We start from the raw sequence: 18931 nt of genomic DNA, 5'->3' as shown, positions 1-18931 counted from the left end.
GTCATGCGGTTAGAAATTTGTAGACCGGCGGCATCATCTTTGGCGCTGTTGATGCGTAGGCCTGATGATAAACGCTCCATCGAGGTTTGCAGTGCACTGTTGGCTTTATTGAGGGTCTTTTGCGATTGCATCGATGTAACGTTGGTATTGACGGTAATAGCCATGTGAGGTTCCTCTTTATTTGTAATGCCAAGGCCCAGAGCTTGGCTCAATCAATCGGTCGATAGTGTTAACCATCTGAATTTCATCAAGATGTGAATATGTTTTTCATTTCAATATTCACATCTTGGCCATAAAGTCATATTTACCATCCACTTGTCGCCTACCTTAGAGGTAATCAAACAAGGAGGTTGAATTGATTTTACTAAACACACTGCTCACGGCATTGAGTGCTAATTGTTGCTTTTGAAACTCACTAAATGCCTCAGCAAAATCCAGATCTTCAAGCAGTGTTAATGCAGACTTATTCACGAGCTGTTCTTCTGTATGCGACCCGCTGTAATGCTCAAGTTGTTTAAGTGCAGTACCGGTTGCCGCTCTCGCCGTGCCTAATTGATTAAAACCGCTATCAATATTATTCAAAAGCTGTGCCAACTCGGATTGACCGGCCGGAGAATTAATGCGCGTTTCATCACTCACCAGCGCGATGGCTTGATTGAGGGAATCTAAAATACTGACCTCGCGTTGGGCCTCGAGGGTAAAACCATCGCCGGCGGTAGGAAGGGAGGCGAGCTGGATATCAATGCCATTGACGCTTAGCGGCGCGGCGGGATCAACAGGGTCCACGTTCCATACATCGCCACTGCCACCAACAATGGCGGCACTTATTCCACCTGCGCCATTATCATTAAAAGTCACGCTATAAGTATTTGGATTTTGTGGGATATGGGCGCCGCTGTCAGTGATTTTGGCGGAGCTTACCGTTAATTCCCCTTGCTGGTTTGCCAAATATTTGACACCAAAATCCCCCAAAGGGTTTGCCGCTTGCATAAAGGCGACATTGCCAGGAATATTGGTCCCCATCGATACCCCGGAGGCCACCAGACTTTGACGCACGCCGCTGTCACCGGCGTAAACCACCTTGCCTGAGTTATCAAAACTAAACGGGGCGGAATCGTTATTAAAACCGCCAAAAATATAGTTGCCCGCTTCATCTTGGCTATTGGCTATCGCCATGAGGGCATCGAGATTGCCCTGCATTTCGCTGGCAAGAGTTTGCCGCTCGGTTGCCGTGAGGCTGCCGTTACTTGCGGCCAACAGCAGATCCTTGACAGACATCACCGCATTTTCAGCGCTGCCGAGGAGATTTTCCGTATTGGAGAGGCGATTCTGGCTGTAATCAATATTCTTAATATATTGTTCAATCTGGCTATTTTTTTGATTCAAGTTATCAATGGCAATCGCAGCATAGGGATCGTCCCCTGCGGTGTTCACCTTTTTACCACTGTCGAGTTGTTGCAGCAGTTTATTGGTCGAACTTTGCTTATCAAGAATGCTACTCACACCTTGGTTGTACATTTGGGAGGTTGAAATTCGCATAGCGTGTCCTTTCAATATGGCGCTAACATCAGGCTCGTTTAACGGAGCGAGCTAAACAAGGTATCAAACAGGGTGGATGCCGTTGACATTACTCGCGCCGAAGCCTGATATGATTGCTGAAATTTCATCAGGTTAGCCGCTTCTTCATCGAGGTTGACCCCGGATTCTGATTGCACCCTGTCGTAGGCTTGTTTATATATCGCCTCCGCCGTTGTCGCGCGCACCAAGGCGGACTTGGTTTGGCTACCGATATCTTGTTTGGTTTGTTCAAACACATCGGCAAGGGTCGACTTACCATTATTCATTAACTTGGCGTCACTTAATTTCGCCATTTCAATGGCATTGGTGTTATCTCCGGGGGCAAAACTTAAATCGAAGGTAAAGCGCTCGTTCGTCCCACCGTTAGCTTCAATTTCAAAGGTAAAGCCAAAAGCGCTCACTTGGGGTGGCGTGCCGGTGGCGGCGCCAACAGCCAGTGAGTTGCCATCGGTATCAAATACTTCATAGGTGGGAGGCGTCACACTGGTATCAAGCTCAAACACCAATTCACTGCCCGTTTGCGGGAAATTCGCCGCATTGCGATCGTCAATACTGACAAGCTTTACGCTGCTGCCCGTGTTAGCGGCATCGCCACTGATTTTGGGGGCTGCGGCCGCGATGCCCTTAGGATCAGTGAGGGTCACACTCAGCTGCGATGCGGCATTGGCGGTGGGGCGTATTTCAAATTTATCCCCTGACGCCATGGCGCCAGCATCTATTTTGATACTAAACCCGGCGCCGCCCTCAAGCTTATCCCCATTGAGCGTTAAGGGTGTGATCGCACCGGTTTTGCTGTCTTTTAACTGATAACTCGAGGGTGCCGTAAAACTCAGCTCATAGCTGCCACCGCTGAGGGCGCCGACATTGTCAATATTGACGCTGAGACTGGCATTACCGGTATTATTTGCCATGGCGCCCACTCGTCCAGCGGCCATGGTGGGATCATTGATATCGGTAAAAATCGGCTTACCGACTAACCCGTTAAGATCAAACCCTTTGGCCTGCATTTGATTAAAGGCATCGGCAATCCCTAACGCCATTTGCCCCAACTCTTGGCTTGCGGGCAGTAAAGTTTGCTCACGAAAATCAAACAAGGCACCCAGTTGCCCGCCTAATTTACTGGCATCAAGTTTCATCGCGGTATCACCGACACGGAAGGTGAGTTCTATCTCATTGGCAAAGGGATCGCCCTCTTTCACGCCCATGGTCGAGGCTTGATCGCTCGACACCAACATAAACGCACTGCCCAGCATGATGCTGCGCCCGCCGTTATCCAGCGGGATCACATTCACCTCGGCGTATTGGCTCAATTCTTGGATTAAGGCATCTTGGCGATCGCGCAGCTGCGAGTCATTGCCCGCGCTTTTCATCAACTCGCGATTGATTTCGGCGATTTCAGTGCTGATATCATTAATGCGACCCACGACATTCTTCATCTCATCATGGGTCTGACTCATTTGCCCATTGAGGCTCGATTGCATTTGGTTAAGGCTATTGGCCAATTGCGAAGCGGTGGTGAGGATAGCATTTCGGATACCGATATCCTGTGGTTGGTCACCCAGGCTATTTAAGGTATCAAACAGATCATTAAGCGACTTGGGTACGGCTTTACCGATTTGCGAAAACAACTGATCCATCTCGTTAAGTTTAGTCAAGCTGGTCTCAGCGCCGCTCAGCCCCGTTTGCCCAATGCGCAATTCTCTGGCGGCGTACTCGTTATAAATTCGTTTCACTTCAGAAACGTAAGTACCTGTCCCGTAAAATTGCCCACCGAGATTTTGACTCCCCATCGAGCCTTGGATGGCCACTTGACGGTTGTACCCGACGGTATTGACGTTGGCAATATTGTTACTGGTGACCCCCAACTGCGCTTGGGACGCCATGATCCCACTTTGGGCAATACTGAATAAATCATTAGCCATGGACTACTGCTCCCCTCGTTGGATGGCGGCGACATTGGGCATTATTGGGCTTCCTTAACCAGAAATTCTGCAAAATCAGACTTAATAGTGCTAAGCACCTTGAGCACTTTATTGGCGTACTGAGGATCGGTGGCGTAGCCTGCCCGGTGTAAACTGCGAATAAACTCGGCGGGCTTATCGGCCTGGGTACGGGCATGCTGATAGCGATCATTCGTCGCGATAAAATTGACCAAGTCGTTGAAACTATCCTCAAAATTATCATAAACACGGAAATTGGCATTTTGCCTAACAGCAATGCCTTGCTCATATTCCAAGGTACTCACCTGTGCTTTGTGCCCCTGCCAACGCCTATCGGCCTTGATATTAAATAAGTTGTAGCTTGGGTCGCCATTACGACCTTTAACCATTTTTTGCCCCCAGCCGGTTTCGAGGGCCGATTGAGCCAATAATAACTCGGGCTCAGTGCCAATCGCCTCGGCCGCTTTCACCGCGTAGGGATAAAGCACCCGCACAAAGTCCGCTTGACTGTTAATCTGCTCACTGCCGGCCACCTTGGCAGGCGTAGGCAAACTCTTGCCGCTAAGTACCTTATCAAGCTCAGCCAGAGCGGGCGCCTCGGCAAGCTTTGAGGGTTGCAAGGCTTGCACCGCATCAAAAAACAAGGAGGTCACATCATTGGGGTCGGCCATCGCCGCCATCGTGGCTTGGTTGTTTAATGTTGCAGTGTCATTTAACACCGCGGTACTGGGCGGATTTTCAGCGGCAAGCTGACTCAGGGCTTGTGGATTCACATCATCTTGAGCGCGCTGGCCGAGTTCTGGTGCCTTGCTGGCTTTGCGTGTCAGGGGCATGGCTTGGCGCTCAACAGATAACCCTTGGCGTTCAAGGGCATTTGCCTCATTTTCGGCAAATGCCGACTGGGTTTTGGTGGCCTTGGGTGATAGTTGCTGAACCATCACATCGGCCAGCCCCAGCACGCCCTTAGATGACAATTCGACAGACATTTGCTGATCGTGCATCTGTTCGTAAAACTTGGTGTACTGGCTGTTCATCGGGCTGTCGGACTCAAACACGGCATTCGCTTCACGCATGCTTTTCATCAGCATTTGCACAAAAATTCCTTCAAATTGTTGTGCAACTTGTTTCAGGGCGCCCTGTTCATCCCGCTGCGCCTGTGCACGTAAGGAATCAAGGCCGCCCAAATCAAGGAAATGTGATGAATTTGACAGCTTTTCCATAATTTTCCCGACAGAAACTAGATGATGATAAGCTCACCATGCAAAGCTCCGGCCACTTTTAACGCCTCGAGGATCGCTAATACATCAGAGGGCGCGGCGCCGACTAAATTCACCGCTCTTACAAGCTCATCTAAAGTCGTGCCCGGATTAAATAAAAACATGCGACGGTCGCTTTCATTCACCCCGATGGTGGAGTTAGAGGTGACAACAGTATCGCCATTAGCCAAGGCGTTGGGTTGAGAAACCTGAGTGGCTTCAGCAATGGTCACCGTTAAGCCGCCATGTGTCACGGCCGCCGGAAATAACTTCACATTTTGGCCAACCACTATGGTGCCGGTCCGTGAATTAACAATCACCTTGGCCGACTCATCCGCAGGCTCCACCTCGATATTCTCAAGGGTGGCTAAAAAAGAGACGCGCTGGGAGGCATCCCTTGGGGCGCTGACCTGAACCGAGGTGGCATCTAATGCCCGCGCCATATCGGGGCCGAGTAATTCATTAATGGCATTGGCCATGCGCTGGGCGGTCGAAAAATCCGAGCGGCGTAAATTAAACGTCAAATAATCGCCGGAACTAAAAGGGCTGGGCACACTGCGCTCGACAATCGCACCATTGGGGATGCGCCCAACGGTGGGGGTATTTTGGATAACCTTAGAGCCATCAAGGCCGTCGGCACTAAAACCGCTGACCACCATACTGCCCTGGGCAATGGCATAAACATTGCCATCAATCCCCTTGAGTAAAGTTTGCAATAAGGTGCCGCCCCGTAAGCTTTTGGCTTCGCCAATGCTCGATACGGTAACATCCATGGTTTGCCCCGGCTTGATAAACGCCGGCATATCGGCATGTACCGCCACCACCGCGACGTTTTTGATTTTAGGCCGCACATTATCGGGCAGATTAATGCCAAAGTTCTTTAGCATGGTTTTAAAGGTTTGTTCGGTGTACGTCGTTTTTTCCCCTGTTCCCGGCAGGCCGACCACCAAACCATAGCCCATCAATTGGTTATCCCGTACCCCTTGCACATTGGCAATGTCTTTGATCCGCTGGGCGCTCACTGGCTGCGCCAAACTGAGCAGCAGTGCCGCAAACGCTATGTGAGGGAGAGAGAAGTTAACTAAACGCTGAATATGTATCATGATCATGCTCCGTTAAAACGGCCACCACTCGCCTAGGAAGAATTGGCTCAGCCAACCCACTTTTTGCGCATCGGCAAAAGTACCTGTGCCACTGTATTGAATACGCGCATTGGCGACGCGCGGCGAGTCGATGGTATTGTCCGGCGTGATATCCTGCGGGCGCACAATCCCCGTCACGCGAATAAATTCATCACCATTATTGATGGTGATCCACTTTTCGCCGCGGATCACCAAGTTACCGTTAGCCAAGACTTGCATCACGTTGGCCGAGATGCTGCCGGATAAACTATTGCTTTGATCGGCATCGGACTCTCGGTTGGTATTCATACTATCTTGATAGCGCGCATCTAACGGATTGCCCTTAATCGTTAAATTATTCCCGCCCAAATACAGCGGGTTAATATTCACATCCGTCGCTTTTTTGACTTGATTGCCCGCACTCTTTTTCGCCTTGGTCGATTCGGTTAAGACCACGGTAATAATGTCGCCAACCTTATGGGCCCGCAGATCGGTATACAATGAGGTGGCTTGGCTATCTAAATAAATCGAGCCCGTTGGTGCCGTGCGCGTCACGGGCGTATCTGGATAAACCGGCGCATAAAAGGGATCATCGGGGATCGGTTTTTGCTGCGAACTGGCACAGCCCGTGAGCCCCAACACCACTAGCCCTAATAACAAACAACGGCACATGCTAGCCCCCTTATAAATTCTGATTAACATAGGCCAGCATTTGATCTACCGCAGAAATCACCTTGGAGTTCATTTCATAAACCCGCTGACTTTCAATTAAATTCACTAACTCTTCTGTCACATTGACGTTCGAGGTTTCCAGTGCGCCCTGACGGATGGCGCCTAAGCCATCGAGGGAGGCGGTACCTTGAATGGGCACCCCACTGGCGCCGGTTTCGACGTAGAGATTTTGCCCAATCGGATCGAGTCCTGAGGGATTGATAAAGTCAGAAATCGTTAATTGGCCAACGACTTGGTTTTCGGCGGCATCGCTGGTTTTTACCGAGACTTCGCCTTCTGCCGACACGGTAATGCTGATGGCATTGTCCGGAATAGTGATCGCCGGCTGCAGCACAAACCCTGCGCCTGAGGTGACAATTTGCCCGGTATCATCCAACGAAAATTGGCCGTTACGGGTGTAAGCCGTGGTGCCGTCAGGTAATTCAATTTCAAAAAAACCTGGACCTTCAACCATTAAATCTAAGGCGTTATCCGTAGTTAACATGTTGCCTTGAGAGAATATTTTTTGAGTGGCGACGACTTTTGTACCGGCCCCTAAATTCAAACCATTGGGTAATTTTGTGTTGGATGCACTCACCCCGCCCGCTTGGTTCACGGTTTGGTAAAGCAGATCTTCAAACACCGCTCGGCCTTTTTTAAACCCAACGGTACTGGCGTTAGCGACGTTGTTTGAAATGACGGCAATATCGGTTTGTTGGGCATCTAAGCCAGTTTTACTTATCCATAACGCAGGATGCATGATCGTGACTCCTAGCTAATGCGCATCAAAGAAGCAGAAGCACGGTCGTTCTCTTCTGCGGTTTTCATCATTTTTACTTGCATCTCAAATTGACGTTGCAGGCTGATCAGCGACACCATTTCATCAACAGCATTAACATTGCTGCCCTCAATCATGCCGCTTTCAATACTCACGCCTAAATCGCTTGGTGCGATCTCGCCATTGATTTGACGGAACAACCCATCTTCGCCGCGCATTAATTGGCGATGATCAGGATTGACCAGCTTGATCCGCCCAACGGTTTCAATCACCTCAGCGGTCGCACCCATAGGCCGGACCGAAATCGTACCATCTTGGGCGATTTCGACTTTTTCAATCGGTAGCGGTAACACGATAGGACCGTTATCCCCCATCACAGGGGTGCCGCGCTCATTGGTCAACAAGCCGGTATTGTCATAACGCAGGCTGCCTGAGCGGGTATAAGCCTCACCGCCTTTGCCATCTTGCACGGCTATCCAGCCTTGATCTTTTACCGCAATATCTAAATCTCGGCCGGTTGATTTCAGCGGGCCAGAGCGAAAATTGGCGGAGGGTTGCTCGGTCATGGCAAATACCCGCGTCGGCATGCCTTCACCAAAGGCCTGCATGGCTCTAGCTTGCACCATATCCGCCTTGAAACCATCGGTATTGGCATTGGCAAGGTTATTACCCCTTACGGCAAGGGCATTCATATTTTGCTTGGCGCCACTCATAGCAACGTAGAGTAATTTGTCCACGATACACTCCGTCAATCTTTCAACTTAACGGCAATACAGCAAGATTTATGCCAGAACTCAAACCCTCCCATGCGCGGCGCGATTGCCGCTCCCCTCAACGTAAGTGTTCGCGAAGAGATAGGCTGCCAGTACCAGTAAAAGGCAAGCGGTCACGGTAAGCGGTAAGCGATGAGTAAGAGGCAAGCGGTGAGCAAGAGACAAGCTGCCAGAGCGATGAAGTGGCCATTCATGATACTGACCATTAATGACGAGGCGGGAGGCATGACGCCAAGAGTAATGCGGGCGCTAGGCCAGGTTCAGGTTCAGGTTCAGGTTCAGGTTCAGGTTCAGGTTCAGGTTCAGGTTCAGCACGTTGAACTAATAAAAAAGCGCCAGCAATCGCTTACTGGCGCCTAGCAAACGGCTTAGCCCATTAGCGGATCTGCAGGATAGTTTGCTGCAGGGTATTGTTGACCTCTAAGGTCCGAGAGTTCGCTTGGAAATTACGCTGGGCTGAAATTAAATCAACTAATTCAGCCGTCAAGTCCACGTTAGATTGCTCAAGCGCCGATGAACGAATGCTACCAAAGGTGCCGTTATTCGCCTCCCCTGCCAGCGCATTGCCCGAGGCTAAACTGGCTTTCCAAGACGTATTCCCCACTTGGGTTAAGCCCTGTTCATTGGAAAAGTTTGCGAGCGCCACTCGCGCTAACGGCACCGTTGAGCCATTACTGTACTGGGCTGAGATCAGGCCATCGGCCCCCACTTCCACATTGGTTAAACGGCCAACGGTCACCCCGTCTTGGGATAATTTGGTGGCATTAAACTTTTCAGAAAATTGGGTCGGATTATCAAATTTAATGGTGATGGTTTGCGCGCCATCGGCTGCCGGGCCAAGCACGTCGGCGCCACCCACGCCTAAAGCTTCGGTTTTAATCACGGCAGGATCGGTGCCGACATAGCCACCAGCAGAGTTAAATTTAATGGCCGCGCCAGTCCAACCCGCAGCGTTTTGCGCTAGGCCTGTGCTATCGGGTAACCCGTCTCCAGTGGTATCGGTTTGATAGCTGCCCGCGCCGCCATCTAGGTTAACGGGTTTGCCATCAATGGCATAAAATGCCACCCAGTTACTCTCGCCCGTATAGGCAGCATCTTGAGGACGCACGAAGTAGGTGGTCAGCGTGTGGGCTTCACCGAGCGAATCATAAATGGTGATCGCGGTGGAGTTATTAAAGGTATCGGAGTCATTGGGATCAAACAGCGCCGGATCTTTGGCTTCTTGGGTCGAATCAAGGTTCATGCTGATATCGACATTCCCGGTTTTAATCGGGCTACCGGCAGTATCGGGCACTTGGATCGGCTTGGTGGTGGTTAAACTCACCGAGGTAGAATTGCCGTCTTTATCGACCGGAAAGCTTTGCAGATAATTACCGACAGAATCGACTAAAAATCCATCTTGATTACGCTTAAATGCCCCAGCACGGGTAAAAGAAAAGTCCTGAGAATCCACACCCGATGACGTAATAAAGAAGCCGCCGCCATTAATCGCCATATCCAGCGCGTTATTGGTAAACTGCATGCTCCCTTGATGGAACTGCTGAGCGACCTGAGTCGTGGTCACCCCGCCCCCGACGGTTGTCTTACCATTCGCAAAAATCGAATTGGCATAAACATCCGCAAATTCAGTGCGGGACTCTTTAAAGCCAATGGTATTCACGTTGGCAATGTTGTTTGCTGTGGTATTAAGATCTTTTTGTGCTGCTGCGATGCCGCTCAGTGCAATATTAAATGACATACTTTACCTCTTTAATCTGTCAAATCCGCTTCACATCTTGGGAAAATGCGGAATAAACAAGTCGAAAATTAACCTAGGTGATTGCTTATCAACGATATTAACAAGCTACACTTCCGAAACCGCTAAGACGTCCGACAGTAAAATCCCACCGATGCCGCGTAAGTTTAAAATGGGCCCAGACTGTGAGGCGCCTAAAGACACACTGCTCACATGGGCGTAAGTTGACACCGCTAAATCCTGCGCTTTTCCATCCACAATACCATTGGCTTTGATGCTGTATTTGCCGGGGTCTACCGGGTTGCCATCTTTATCAAGGCCATCCCAACTCACATCAATATTGCCGCCTTCACTGCCATCAACGGTAAAGGTTTTGATAACTTGGCCACTCTCATCTTCAATGCTGACTTTGATGCTCTCAATTTTTTCAGGAGTACTGATCACCCCTTTCATGCCGGGATCGTCGGCAGAAATCACCCCAGTATCCGATGGAATTAAGACTTTTCGTCCGACCAAGCCCGAGGCCTGCAAGGCTTGGCTTGAGGTCATCACGGTATTGAGGTTAATAATTTCTTTATTAAGTTTGCCAATCCCATCGACCGTCGAAAAAGATGCCATTTGCGCGATCATGGTATCGTTATCCACCGGCTTAAACGGATCCTGCATGGAAAGCTGTTGACTGAGCAGCGCGAAAAAATCCTCTTGGGTCAACTCCTGATTGCTATTTTCCGACACCGTACTGGCGGTTTTGATATTGGCATTGCCCGCAAGGGGGTTAACTGAATTGATACTCATAATCGCTTATCTCTATTGTTTACCCATACCTAATGTTTGCTGCAGCATCGACTTTGCGGCTTCTGCAACTTGAACATTCATCTGATATGAGCGGGAGGCCGATATCATGTTCGCCATTTCTTCCATCACATTGACATTGGGCTTATAGATAAAGCCATCGGTATCGGCCATAGGATGATCCGGAGAGTATTCTTTGATTAACGGCTTATCGCTTTCCACTATGCCTTTAACTTCAACCCCTTGAGAGCTTTGCTGCTGACTCTGCGCTTTGGCCATTTCAGCTTCAAAAATCGGATGACGGGCTCGATAGGTTTTATCCACGCTACTTGAAACCGAATCGGCGTTGGCGATATTACTGGCGGTGGTGTTTAATCTGACCGATTGCGCCGACATCCCGGAACCGGCAACATCAAAAATGCTAAATAAACTCATGGTTAATCCCCTCTCAGCGCTTTTTTCATGCCGCTGAATTTACTGTCGAGAAACCCTAATGACATTTGATACTCAAGGGCATTTTGCATAAATGCCGATTGTTCTTGCTGGATATCGACGGTATTACCATCGCCGGTATCAGGTTGATTCGGCACACGAAACTTGACATGCTGCCCCGTTAACTCGGCTAAGCCAAACTGCGATTGCCCGCCGTCTCTCTCGAGCTGTTGACGCTGCTGCTGTTGGCTTTGAGCATTTTGCATGGCGGCGGCAAAATCGACATCGCGGGCTTTATAATGTGGGGTATCAGCATTGGCAATATTGCTAGAAATGACCTCGGCTCGCTCTGCACGAATACCTAAGGTGAACTGATGCACGCCAAGTGCCTTATCGAAATTGATCGCCATAAAATTGCCTCTTTCGTATTGCTCGACGAAGTATTGCAATTCATGTGCCAATAAACTGCCTAGGCAAGGCAATACACCATTTTAGGGGGGGCTATACCGCAATCGAGCGCCGCAATTATGCTAGGGCGGCAACAATGCAGGGTAAAAAATTACCGACGAGCGTCGGTAATCAGTAAGGGAGACGTGAGCTTAAGACAAGATTAGTTTTTTTTCTGATAGTAGATGCCAGGATTGCAACGCACCATATCAAATTCATCCGTTAAGCCAGAAATGGATTCTGAAGCCCCTAAAAATAAAATCCCCTTCGGGTTAAGGGCGGCAGCAAATTGCCGCAATATTTTTGCCTTTGCCTCTGGCGAAAAATAAATCAACACATTGCGACAAAAGATAATGTCAAACTTACCCAATAAGGAATAGCTTTCGAGCAAATTGTGGGCTCTAAAGTTGACCAAACGCTTAACCGTATCTTTTACCTTCATATTGCCAGAAGGCAGGGGATCAAAAAACTGCCGCTTACGCTCCTCAGACAAGCCTCGGGCTAAGGCCAAGCTGTCGTATTCGGCACTCTTACAACGCTCTAACATCGACGGGGATAAATCGGTGGCCTGAATTGCCGCGCCGCTTATCAATGCGCCAGGTTTTCGTTGTTGGTATTCCAAAATGGTCATGGCTAAAGAATAAGGCTCTTGCCCTGATGAGCAGGCCGCCGACCAAATTTTTAAGGGACGACCTAAACGACTGTATTCAGGCAGCAATACGTTATTGAGTAATTCAAAGGGATAGCGATCTCTAAACCACAGAGTTTCGTTAGTGGTCATGGCATCAATCACTTCTGCCCGTAAACTGCGCTCGGTCGGCTTCATGGAGTGTTTCACCACATCCGACAAAGAAGGCAGATTATACTTCCCCATTAACGGCGCCAGCCGGCTACGAACTAAGTACTGCTTATTTTCGCCTAATACAATGCCGCTATGCTGCTCTAAGAACAGCCTAAATTGATTATATTCCGTCTCGGCGAGGGATTTGTTTGGCACATTCACATCCTAAATCCTATGGCGCTCAGCAATGGTGCTGCACCATCTCGTTACTCGGGGCTGAGAATAGCGCAAAGCCACGCTAATCGCTAACCCACCCCCTTTAATGCTCACTTTTTTACACATTTAACTTGAGCCATTTGCAATAACGTACCGTTAAATGCACACATATTTACATACTAAAATATTTAAATACTTATGCTTTAAATTGTTATCTTTTAAGCGCTTACACTTTAAAGGCTTACAAACTCAGGTGTTTATTCACCGCAGCAGCCAGTTCATCGGGATTAAATTTGGCTATAAAATCATTGGCGCCCACTTTTTGTACCATGGCTTGATTGAACACCCCACTAAGAGAAGTATGCAGTACCACTTTGATATGTTTAAGCTTAGGGTCATCACGAATTTCAGCCGTTAAGGTGTAACCATCCATTTCGGGCATCTCAATATCCGAAATGATCAGTGGGATTTCATCGGCCACATTGTCCATTTCGCAAGCAATCGCTTTTAATTTATCTAAGGCTTCTCGGCCATCTTTTGCCGTATCTATATGTAAATTTAACGATTCTAAGGCTCGAATAATCTGCTTTCGCGCCACCGCGGAGTCATCAATAACCATCACATGATAATGCTGAGCTCTATCGAGCGTCAGTTGCTCATTGAGCTCCTCACTAATGGCGGTTTTTACCGGGGAGATCTCATCTAAAATTTTTTCAACATCCAGGATCTCTACCAATTCGCCTTCGATTTCAGTCACCGCCGTCAAGTAAGAATAGCGTCCAGCGCCTTGTGGAGGCGGCATAATGGCCTCCCAATTCATATTGATAATTCGCTCAACAGAACTGACTAAAAAGCCCTGAACACTGCGGTTATACTCCGAAATAATGATAAAACAATTTTCAATATTGGTCAGAGGCCGCCCGCCAGTAGCAGCGCTTAGATCGATCACGGATATCGTCGTACCACGAATATGAGCCACACCTTTCACGTAAGGATTAAGCTTAGGCAACGCGGTCAAAGGAGGGCACTGCAGCACTTCTTTGACCTTAAAGACGTTAATTCCAAACCGCTGCCGACCATTTAACTTAAATAACAAGAGCTCTAAACGGTTTTGGCCAACCAATTGGGTGCGCTTATTGACTGAATCAAGGATACTCGACATAACTCTGCCTTGTTGTTCTATTTATGCACGGGCCTATGACTCATTGAGCATAGGCATGGTTATTGCTTACATTTGCTGATAGGCAAACAAATCGTCAAAAGAAGGTCAATGGTTTGACGCTGATTGTATTGCTAACACGCTCATCAAGTTCGATAAAACTGATATATAGGTACATTCTAGCGCGACAAGCTAGCCTCTTCATTATGAAAGTAAAATTAGTTTTTTTCTGCTGCATTTTTATCCTGTGTATGCCCGCAATGGCAAACACTGCGCCGTCTGCGGCCAATGCTCAAGCAGGTGCCCCCAGTGTATCGGCGATATCCGAATTAGCTAAAGCCCTTATTTATAAAAAGATCACAGCACCGGCCAATGCTAGGGTAGACATCACCCCCCAGACAATCGATCAGCGTATGCTGCCATCGCAGTGCGCCTCACCACTGCGAGTCGAGCTCGCCAGCGAGCGGGAAATCAACCGCAATAATACCCTCAAGGTCAGTTGTGATACTCCAGATCTGGCCTACCCTTGGCAAATGTTTATGTCGGTGCGTGTCGATATTTTATTTCCCGTTGTCGTGGCTACTGCCACCTTAGCGCCAGGGGAATTAATTCAGCCTCACCACGTTGCCGTTCGCTATATTGAGCAAAATAACCTACGCGGGATGCAATTTAGTTCACCAATCGAACTCGAAGGCGCACGGGTAAAACGCCGTGTAGCAAAAGATGCCCCTATCCAGGCCAATAATCTGTGCTTTGTCTGTAAAAATGATGCGATTTCAATTTATGTACGCTCGGCCTCCTTTTCCTTAAAAACGCCCGGCGAAGCCTTACAGGATGGCAATCAAGGTGAGCGAATTAAAGTCAAAAATAGCAGCTCAAACAAAACACTAGATGCTATAGTGACAGGCATTGGCGAAGTTGAAGTTAAAATGTAAAATCCGCTAAAGCTTTTCAGTAAGCTGCCGATACACAGTTTAGCATTCCCGTATACCCGACGCTGGAGCCAAAAATGGCCATTGATATTAAACTCAACACTGGTACAACTTCGCAGCTGCGAGCTGGTATCGCCAAAACGAACAGCGAACAAATCAACAGCGCACAGGCAGAGCAAGTCACGGCAAAATCCACGCCAGCACAATCGAAGCCAGTACAAAAGGGAGACTCGGTTGTCATTACGGCCCAAGCCCAGCAGCTCCAAGGCGCGCAGGCAAAAATGGCCAGTCTACCTGAAGTCGACCTTAAAAAAGTGGCCGAGATCAAGCAAGCGATTGCGGAAGGCCGCTATAAAATCGATCCCGAAAAATTAGCCGCAAACATCGCTAGTTTTGAAGCACAACTCCAAGATTTAGATAAAGAGTAATCATGACAGACATCGCAAAATTGCTTGACTCACAACACGCCCTCTTGGCGGCCTTAAAACAGATTATCGCCGAAGAAAAAGCCGCGTTGATGAGTCAAAATGCAGATTTGCTACTGTCCTTGGCGGCGCAAAAATCCCAAAGCCTTGCTGAACTTAAAGCCAATGATGACGCTATTGCTAGGCATCCGGATAAATTATTACTGACTCAGGAAGCCGCCCTCGCCGATAACATGAAGGCCGTTCAAGAAGCCTTAGCGCAATGCCAAGCATTAAATGAACAAAACGCCAGTTTAATTGAGATGAATTTGGCAAGTTTAAACCGTTTAGCCCAAGCGCTACAGACTAGCCGCAATGCCACCAGCCTGACCTACAATGATAAAGGTAGAACCTCCACCATTTCGACCTTAGGTAATAATATCAAGGCGTAGACGTAGATCTAAACCTAGACCTAGGCGCGCGCCTTTACATACCACAGCTGACGACTCGCCATGGTGAATATCTGGCTAGATTGAGCCGCCTGACAAGCGCATCTCCGCGACTTTAATTAAAAACCGCAGGACATCAGATTCCGCCATCAGGCCGCCGATTGCTTGCACAAAAAAGCCGCGCATGGGCGCGGCAGCTATTGCCATACAAGTTCAAGCCGATCTCTGGTCACTACACAAACTCGAGTCCAACTCCCCTCAACCAATCAAAAGTAAGTAACAGTTTTTATTCGTTGTGGGCGACTTTGCTGTTGATATAGCGCCCACACTTGGGCAAAGTCCAGCTCTAACTCAGTCACATAATGCTCACCAGCGGGGTAACTCTTCACGACTTTTGCCCCACGGATCACCCCAGAAACCGACGCCTTGACATTATCATCCGTCAGCATCCATTCACTGACACTGCTATTAGCGCTAATTTTTTGGCCGTAGACCTGCTCAGCCAATTCGCGGTAGGCCACAATTTTAGAGGCTTGCATCGCCATTAATACCCGTTGGGAGGGCTCTTTGGCTGGCTGAGTCGCTAAGGGGGCGTAACCAATGGCGGTCAGCTTAGGAAAACTGGGGGGCGGTACATCTTCCCATTGCACATATTTGTCCTTAGCGACACAACCACTCAGCAACAGGCTGGCGACCAGTAACAGATAAGCTTTCATTTCCCATCTCCTAATACACGCACTTCATTCATCCCAGGGCTTGCTTGCCGATATAACATGCCGTCCTGTGAGATCACTTGTTCCGACAACTGTAGATAATTCGCCAACGCTTGTTGAGTCACATAGGTTTGTGAGGCCGACACCACCCGATTATTATTGATATTCACAATACGGGAATTGATCGCCATACCGGTGGTGGTCATGCTCATCGTCGAGACCAGCAAATGTTCCACAGGTAAGGTGGTTGATAGCTTTTGCCAGTCACGCGTGAGCACAAAATCCCCCTGGGGCGTGACCCGGAGCCCTTCGGCTAAATTTAAGTCCACCACATTAAATTGAAAACTGTGTAAAGATGTCATCAATCCTTGCTGTAACTGCTGCGCTAAGGCGTTGGTGCTATTCATGTCACCGACCAACACCGGGGTTGCCACCACAATCGGTTGATCCGAGCGCAATGCATCATTTTGCTTGACCAACTCGGTCACAATTCGTTGGGAGAGATGATTAATCACGGAGGTCGGTGGCAAACCATTGCCGTCCACCAAGCTAGGTTTAGGGGGCGCCACCGGTTTTGCGGTGCATCCACCTATACCTAACAGCAATAAGGCGAAAGGGAACAGCATACGCTTTAGCATTGAGATACCTCGTATAGACTGGGATGGGATCATTGCATGACGCTTAGGTCTGCTAGGTACAATTAACTCAAATGACTGCAATTTTTGGACCAGAAAAGCAATTCAGCCCAGCCGGTAGCCGATTAATGGTCCATTGGTCCATTGGTCCATTCATTGTGCCCACAAGCCATTCAACAAACCGCCAGCAAGTTAAGCTATCGGCAACCAAGTAGTTAAGCTATCTGCAACCAAGTAGTTAAGATATCGGCAACCAAGTAGTTAAGCTATCTGCAACCAAGTAGTTAAGCTATCTGCAACCAAGTAGTTAAGATATCGGCAGCCAATCGAATAACTTTATGTCAGAAGTTGTCCATAAGGCATGAAATTTGCTTTAGCCTTAGCACCAGCAAAATATTGCTGTCAGTAAATTGACCCTAGGCGCGCGCGCTAAACCGTTTAGCAAAAACACATCGCCAAAACTTAAGCGTAAAAGATTAGATTAAGGACGAAATTGATGCTCATGTTACGATCCGCTTCGCTCATTACCTTGAGCCTTGCCCTACTCTCAAGCGCTGTCATGGCGCAATGGATAGAAGCCAGTGGCGAAGCCGTGATCATCAATGGCAATATCGCCCAAGCGCGAGAAGAAGCCATCAACCAAGCGGTCAGCTATGCCACCCTCAGCACCGGCGTTCACATCACGAGCGAACAACAAACCATCAACGGCCATCTGACCCAAAACAGTTTTGCCGTCAATCGCAATGCCCAAGCCATGAACATCCAGCTGATTAATGAGCATATTCAAGGCAATAAAATCAAAGTTTCCTTACGGCTCGATATTGATGATGACCCCACAGAACAATGCCCTGGCGGCCAGTTAAAAGCCGCAATATTGATCCCACAAGCCCATATCGAGGATCGTGCCCAACTCCGCTATGGCCAACTGATGGGATTTGAACAAGTGATTGCAGAAAAATTGGCCAGCAGTATTGATAGTTACTCCAATAGCGGATTCACTCACCTTCACGCCAAAGAAAAACTCGACATCAATCAAGACTTAGTCGATGTACGCGGCTATCGTCTACCCAGCTGGCTCAGCGAAATTACTGACAGCCAATATATTTTGCTGCCACACATAAAGGATATATCGGTAGAACCCACACAATCGCGCTTTTTTGGCCTTAGCAAGACAGCGCCGCAAAGGCACTTTCAACTGCAACTGAACCTCTATCACGGCATTAGCGGCGAAACGCTGTGGAGCAAACATTACAGCATCTCCGCCCCTTGGGAATTTTCAGCCCAAGCCGCGATCGCGCCAAACTCAGAGCGTTTTTGGCGCTCGGCCTACGGCCGCAACATCACACAGCTAATGCAACAAGTGAGCCGCGACCTAGACGAAACACTCAACTGTCGCCCGCTCCTTGGCCAAGTCGTGAGTCGCCAAGCAGACCGCATCATTCTCAATCTGGGCAGGAAGCATGGCATCAAGGTGGACGATAAATTCCAAGTGATACTACAGCAAAACTTACCCGATCGACTCAATGAAATGCGCCCCATCGCCAGTAAAAGCCGCGCGACAGTGCAAATAGAACAGGTGAGCGAAGAAAGCGCCACCGCAGTGCTAATAGATCAAAATGCTGTCTACAATGTACAGATAAACGACATCGTGCTTAAGATTTAAGCAACTAAATCTTAAGCCTTTTAATCAAAGCTAAAACCAGTATAATCAGCCACGTCTCTTCATAGCTCAACAGGATAGAGCAGCCGCCTCCTAAGCGGCCGATCGGGGTTCGAGTCCCTGTGGAGAGACCAGCTTAATTTTTCCGCCTTTTATTTCAGTGCGTTTATAGCAGCGCTATCATTTCAAATCACCCATAGACCACCTATAGACCACCCCAGAACGAATTAGCCCTATACAACGCCCTCTTCGGCGCTATGTATAAATCCGCTAAATGTTATTGGTGATACCTCAACTTAGGAAAACGCCCTGAAATGACCTTTATCTGAACAAGAGACTATAAAATTTTCTGTGTAAGTGGCGGTTTATCACAACGATACTCGGTCACCGTACATGATCATAAACGGCGTCCAACTTTA

At 48.6% G+C, this 18931-nt stretch carries 19 protein-coding genes, 1 tRNA gene and 1 pseudogene; 5 read left to right on the top strand and 16 right to left on the bottom strand.

The genetic code is table 11. The features are described 5' to 3' along the window. The 14 genes and pseudogenes from ACRCZA_RS01495 to ACRCZA_RS01430 form a co-directional block, all read right to left on the bottom strand. A pseudogene (locus tag ACRCZA_RS01495) lies at window positions 1–164 on the bottom strand (flagellin); the annotation flags it as partial. Between the two features lie 163 nt (window positions 165–327). Beyond that, window positions 328–1539, bottom strand: a complete 1212-nt coding sequence (flgL, locus tag ACRCZA_RS01490) for a flagellar hook-associated protein FlgL (protein WP_438672719.1) — start codon at window positions 1537–1539, stop codon at window positions 328–330. Between the two features lie 38 nt (window positions 1540–1577). Next, entirely contained in the window at window positions 1578–3500 is a 1923-nt protein-coding gene (gene flgK / locus ACRCZA_RS01485) for a flagellar hook-associated protein FlgK (protein WP_438672718.1), read from the bottom strand. 41 nt (window positions 3501–3541) lie between these two features. Beyond that, complete coding sequence (gene flgJ, locus ACRCZA_RS01480; protein ID WP_438672717.1) at window positions 3542–4738, bottom strand: flagellar assembly peptidoglycan hydrolase FlgJ; 1197 nt, start codon at window positions 4736–4738, stop codon at window positions 3542–3544. Window positions 4739–4755: 17 nt separating this feature from the next. After that, window positions 4756–5877, bottom strand: coding sequence for a flagellar basal body P-ring protein FlgI (locus ACRCZA_RS01475; RefSeq protein WP_438672716.1), 1122 nt, complete (start codon window positions 5875–5877; stop codon window positions 4756–4758). 12 nt (window positions 5878–5889) lie between these two features. Continuing rightward, window positions 5890–6567 carry a flagellar basal body L-ring protein FlgH gene (gene flgH, locus ACRCZA_RS01470; protein ID WP_438672715.1) on the bottom strand — a complete coding sequence of 226 codons (678 nt, stop codon included), beginning with the start codon at window positions 6565–6567 and terminating at the stop codon, window positions 5890–5892. A gap of 10 nt (window positions 6568–6577) precedes the next feature. Continuing rightward, on the bottom strand, window positions 6578–7366 hold the full coding sequence (gene flgG / locus ACRCZA_RS01465) for a flagellar basal-body rod protein FlgG (RefSeq protein WP_438672714.1): 789 nt from the start codon (window positions 7364–7366) through the stop codon (window positions 6578–6580). An 11-nt stretch (window positions 7367–7377) separates the two neighbouring features. Continuing rightward, window positions 7378–8121, bottom strand: coding sequence for a flagellar basal-body rod protein FlgF (flgF, locus tag ACRCZA_RS01460; protein ID WP_438672713.1), 744 nt, complete (start codon window positions 8119–8121; stop codon window positions 7378–7380). Between the two features lie 412 nt (window positions 8122–8533). Further along, window positions 8534–9895: a flagellar hook protein FlgE gene (gene flgE, locus ACRCZA_RS01455; protein WP_438672712.1), complete on the bottom strand. Its 1362-nt coding sequence runs from the start codon at window positions 9893–9895 to the stop codon at window positions 8534–8536. A gap of 105 nt (window positions 9896–10000) precedes the next feature. Next, window positions 10001–10687 (bottom strand): flagellar hook assembly protein FlgD, encoded by a 687-nt coding sequence (gene flgD / locus ACRCZA_RS01450; protein WP_438672711.1) that lies wholly within the window; start codon window positions 10685–10687, stop codon window positions 10001–10003. Between the two features lie 12 nt (window positions 10688–10699). Beyond that, window positions 10700–11119 (bottom strand): flagellar basal body rod protein FlgC, encoded by a 420-nt coding sequence (gene flgC / locus ACRCZA_RS01445; RefSeq protein WP_438672710.1) that lies wholly within the window; start codon window positions 11117–11119, stop codon window positions 10700–10702. A gap of 2 nt (window positions 11120–11121) precedes the next feature. Continuing rightward, window positions 11122–11526, bottom strand: coding sequence for a flagellar basal body rod protein FlgB (gene flgB / locus ACRCZA_RS01440; protein WP_438672709.1), 405 nt, complete (start codon window positions 11524–11526; stop codon window positions 11122–11124). Window positions 11527–11726: 200 nt separating this feature from the next. Beyond that, entirely contained in the window at window positions 11727–12566 is an 840-nt protein-coding gene (locus ACRCZA_RS01435; protein ID WP_438672708.1) for a CheR family methyltransferase, read from the bottom strand. Between the two features lie 235 nt (window positions 12567–12801). Further along, entirely contained in the window at window positions 12802–13722 is a 921-nt protein-coding gene (locus tag ACRCZA_RS01430) for a chemotaxis protein CheV (RefSeq protein ID WP_438672707.1), read from the bottom strand. A 203-nt stretch (window positions 13723–13925) separates the two neighbouring features. Here ACRCZA_RS01430 and flgA point away from each other — a divergent pair, with 203 nt between their 5' ends. The 3 genes from flgA to ACRCZA_RS01415 all read left to right on the top strand — a co-directional run bounded on the left by flgA (window position 13926) and on the right by ACRCZA_RS01415 (window position 15507). Next, on the top strand, window positions 13926–14654 hold the full coding sequence (gene flgA / locus ACRCZA_RS01425; protein ID WP_438672706.1) for a flagellar basal body P-ring formation chaperone FlgA: 729 nt from the start codon (window positions 13926–13928) through the stop codon (window positions 14652–14654). A gap of 74 nt (window positions 14655–14728) precedes the next feature. Then, a complete protein-coding gene (gene flgM, locus ACRCZA_RS01420) occupies window positions 14729–15079 on the top strand; it encodes a flagellar biosynthesis anti-sigma factor FlgM (RefSeq protein ID WP_438672705.1) in 351 nt (116 codons plus the stop codon). A 2-nt stretch (window positions 15080–15081) separates the two neighbouring features. After that, window positions 15082–15507 (top strand): flagella synthesis protein FlgN, encoded by a 426-nt coding sequence (locus ACRCZA_RS01415; RefSeq protein ID WP_438672704.1) that lies wholly within the window; start codon window positions 15082–15084, stop codon window positions 15505–15507. Window positions 15508–15770: 263 nt separating this feature from the next. On the opposite strand, the gene ACRCZA_RS01410 is transcribed toward ACRCZA_RS01415, so the two are convergent. Beyond that, window positions 15771–16220 carry an LPP20 family lipoprotein gene (locus tag ACRCZA_RS01410; protein WP_438672703.1) on the bottom strand — a complete coding sequence of 150 codons (450 nt, stop codon included), beginning with the start codon at window positions 16218–16220 and terminating at the stop codon, window positions 15771–15773. Then, complete coding sequence (locus ACRCZA_RS01405; protein WP_438672702.1) at window positions 16217–16855, bottom strand: FlgO family outer membrane protein; 639 nt, start codon at window positions 16853–16855, stop codon at window positions 16217–16219. Before ACRCZA_RS01405 ends, ACRCZA_RS01410 begins: the two co-directional genes overlap by 4 nt. A 493-nt stretch (window positions 16856–17348) precedes the next feature. Between ACRCZA_RS01405 and ACRCZA_RS01400 the strand changes: the two genes are divergently transcribed. Both ACRCZA_RS01400 and ACRCZA_RS01395 read left to right on the top strand, forming a co-directional pair. Next, window positions 17349–18515: a flagellar assembly protein T N-terminal domain-containing protein gene (locus tag ACRCZA_RS01400; protein ID WP_438672701.1), complete on the top strand. Its 1167-nt coding sequence runs from the start codon at window positions 17349–17351 to the stop codon at window positions 18513–18515. A gap of 55 nt (window positions 18516–18570) precedes the next feature. Continuing rightward, window positions 18571–18646, top strand: a tRNA-Arg gene (locus ACRCZA_RS01395). Window positions 18647–18931: the final 285 nt, after the last annotated feature.

Origin of the sequence: Shewanella sp. (assembly GCF_051658185.1) — a bacterium.
Lineage (GTDB): Bacteria > Pseudomonadota > Gammaproteobacteria > Enterobacterales > Shewanellaceae > Shewanella.
This window is presented reverse-complemented; position numbering and strand designations above follow the sequence as displayed.

Coding starts and splice junctions, on each gene's coding strand:
- flgL (WP_438672719.1), bottom strand. CDS start 1,539: ATGCGAATTTCAACCTCCCAAATGTACAACCAAGGTGTGAGTAGCATT.
- flgK (WP_438672718.1), bottom strand. CDS start 3,500: ATGGCTAATGATTTATTCAGTATTGCCCAAAGTGGGATCATGGCGTCC.
- flgJ (WP_438672717.1), bottom strand. CDS start 4,738: ATGGAAAAGCTGTCAAATTCATCACATTTCCTTGATTTGGGCGGCCTT.
- ACRCZA_RS01475 (WP_438672716.1), bottom strand. CDS start 5,877: ATGATACATATTCAGCGTTTAGTTAACTTCTCTCTCCCTCACATAGCG.
- flgH (WP_438672715.1), bottom strand. CDS start 6,567: ATGTGCCGTTGTTTGTTATTAGGGCTAGTGGTGTTGGGGCTCACGGGC.
- flgG (WP_438672714.1), bottom strand. CDS start 7,366: ATGCATCCTGCGTTATGGATAAGTAAAACTGGCTTAGATGCCCAACAA.
- flgE (WP_438672712.1), bottom strand. CDS start 9,895: ATGTCATTTAATATTGCACTGAGCGGCATCGCAGCAGCACAAAAAGAT.
- flgD (WP_438672711.1), bottom strand. CDS start 10,687: ATGAGTATCAATTCAGTTAACCCCCTTGCGGGCAATGCCAATATCAAA.
- flgC (WP_438672710.1), bottom strand. CDS start 11,119: ATGAGTTTATTTAGCATTTTTGATGTTGCCGGTTCCGGGATGTCGGCG.
- flgB (WP_438672709.1), bottom strand. CDS start 11,526: ATGGCGATCAATTTCGATAAGGCACTTGGCGTGCATCAGTTCACCTTA.
- ACRCZA_RS01430 (WP_438672707.1), bottom strand. CDS start 13,722: ATGTCGAGTATCCTTGATTCAGTCAATAAGCGCACCCAATTGGTTGGC.
- flgA (WP_438672706.1), top strand. CDS start 13,926: ATGAAAGTAAAATTAGTTTTTTTCTGCTGCATTTTTATCCTGTGTATG.
- flgM (WP_438672705.1), top strand. CDS start 14,729: ATGGCCATTGATATTAAACTCAACACTGGTACAACTTCGCAGCTGCGA.
- ACRCZA_RS01415 (WP_438672704.1), top strand. CDS start 15,082: ATGACAGACATCGCAAAATTGCTTGACTCACAACACGCCCTCTTGGCG.
- ACRCZA_RS01410 (WP_438672703.1), bottom strand. CDS start 16,220: ATGAAAGCTTATCTGTTACTGGTCGCCAGCCTGTTGCTGAGTGGTTGT.
- ACRCZA_RS01405 (WP_438672702.1), bottom strand. CDS start 16,855: ATGCTAAAGCGTATGCTGTTCCCTTTCGCCTTATTGCTGTTAGGTATA.
- ACRCZA_RS01400 (WP_438672701.1), top strand. CDS start 17,349: ATGCTCATGTTACGATCCGCTTCGCTCATTACCTTGAGCCTTGCCCTA.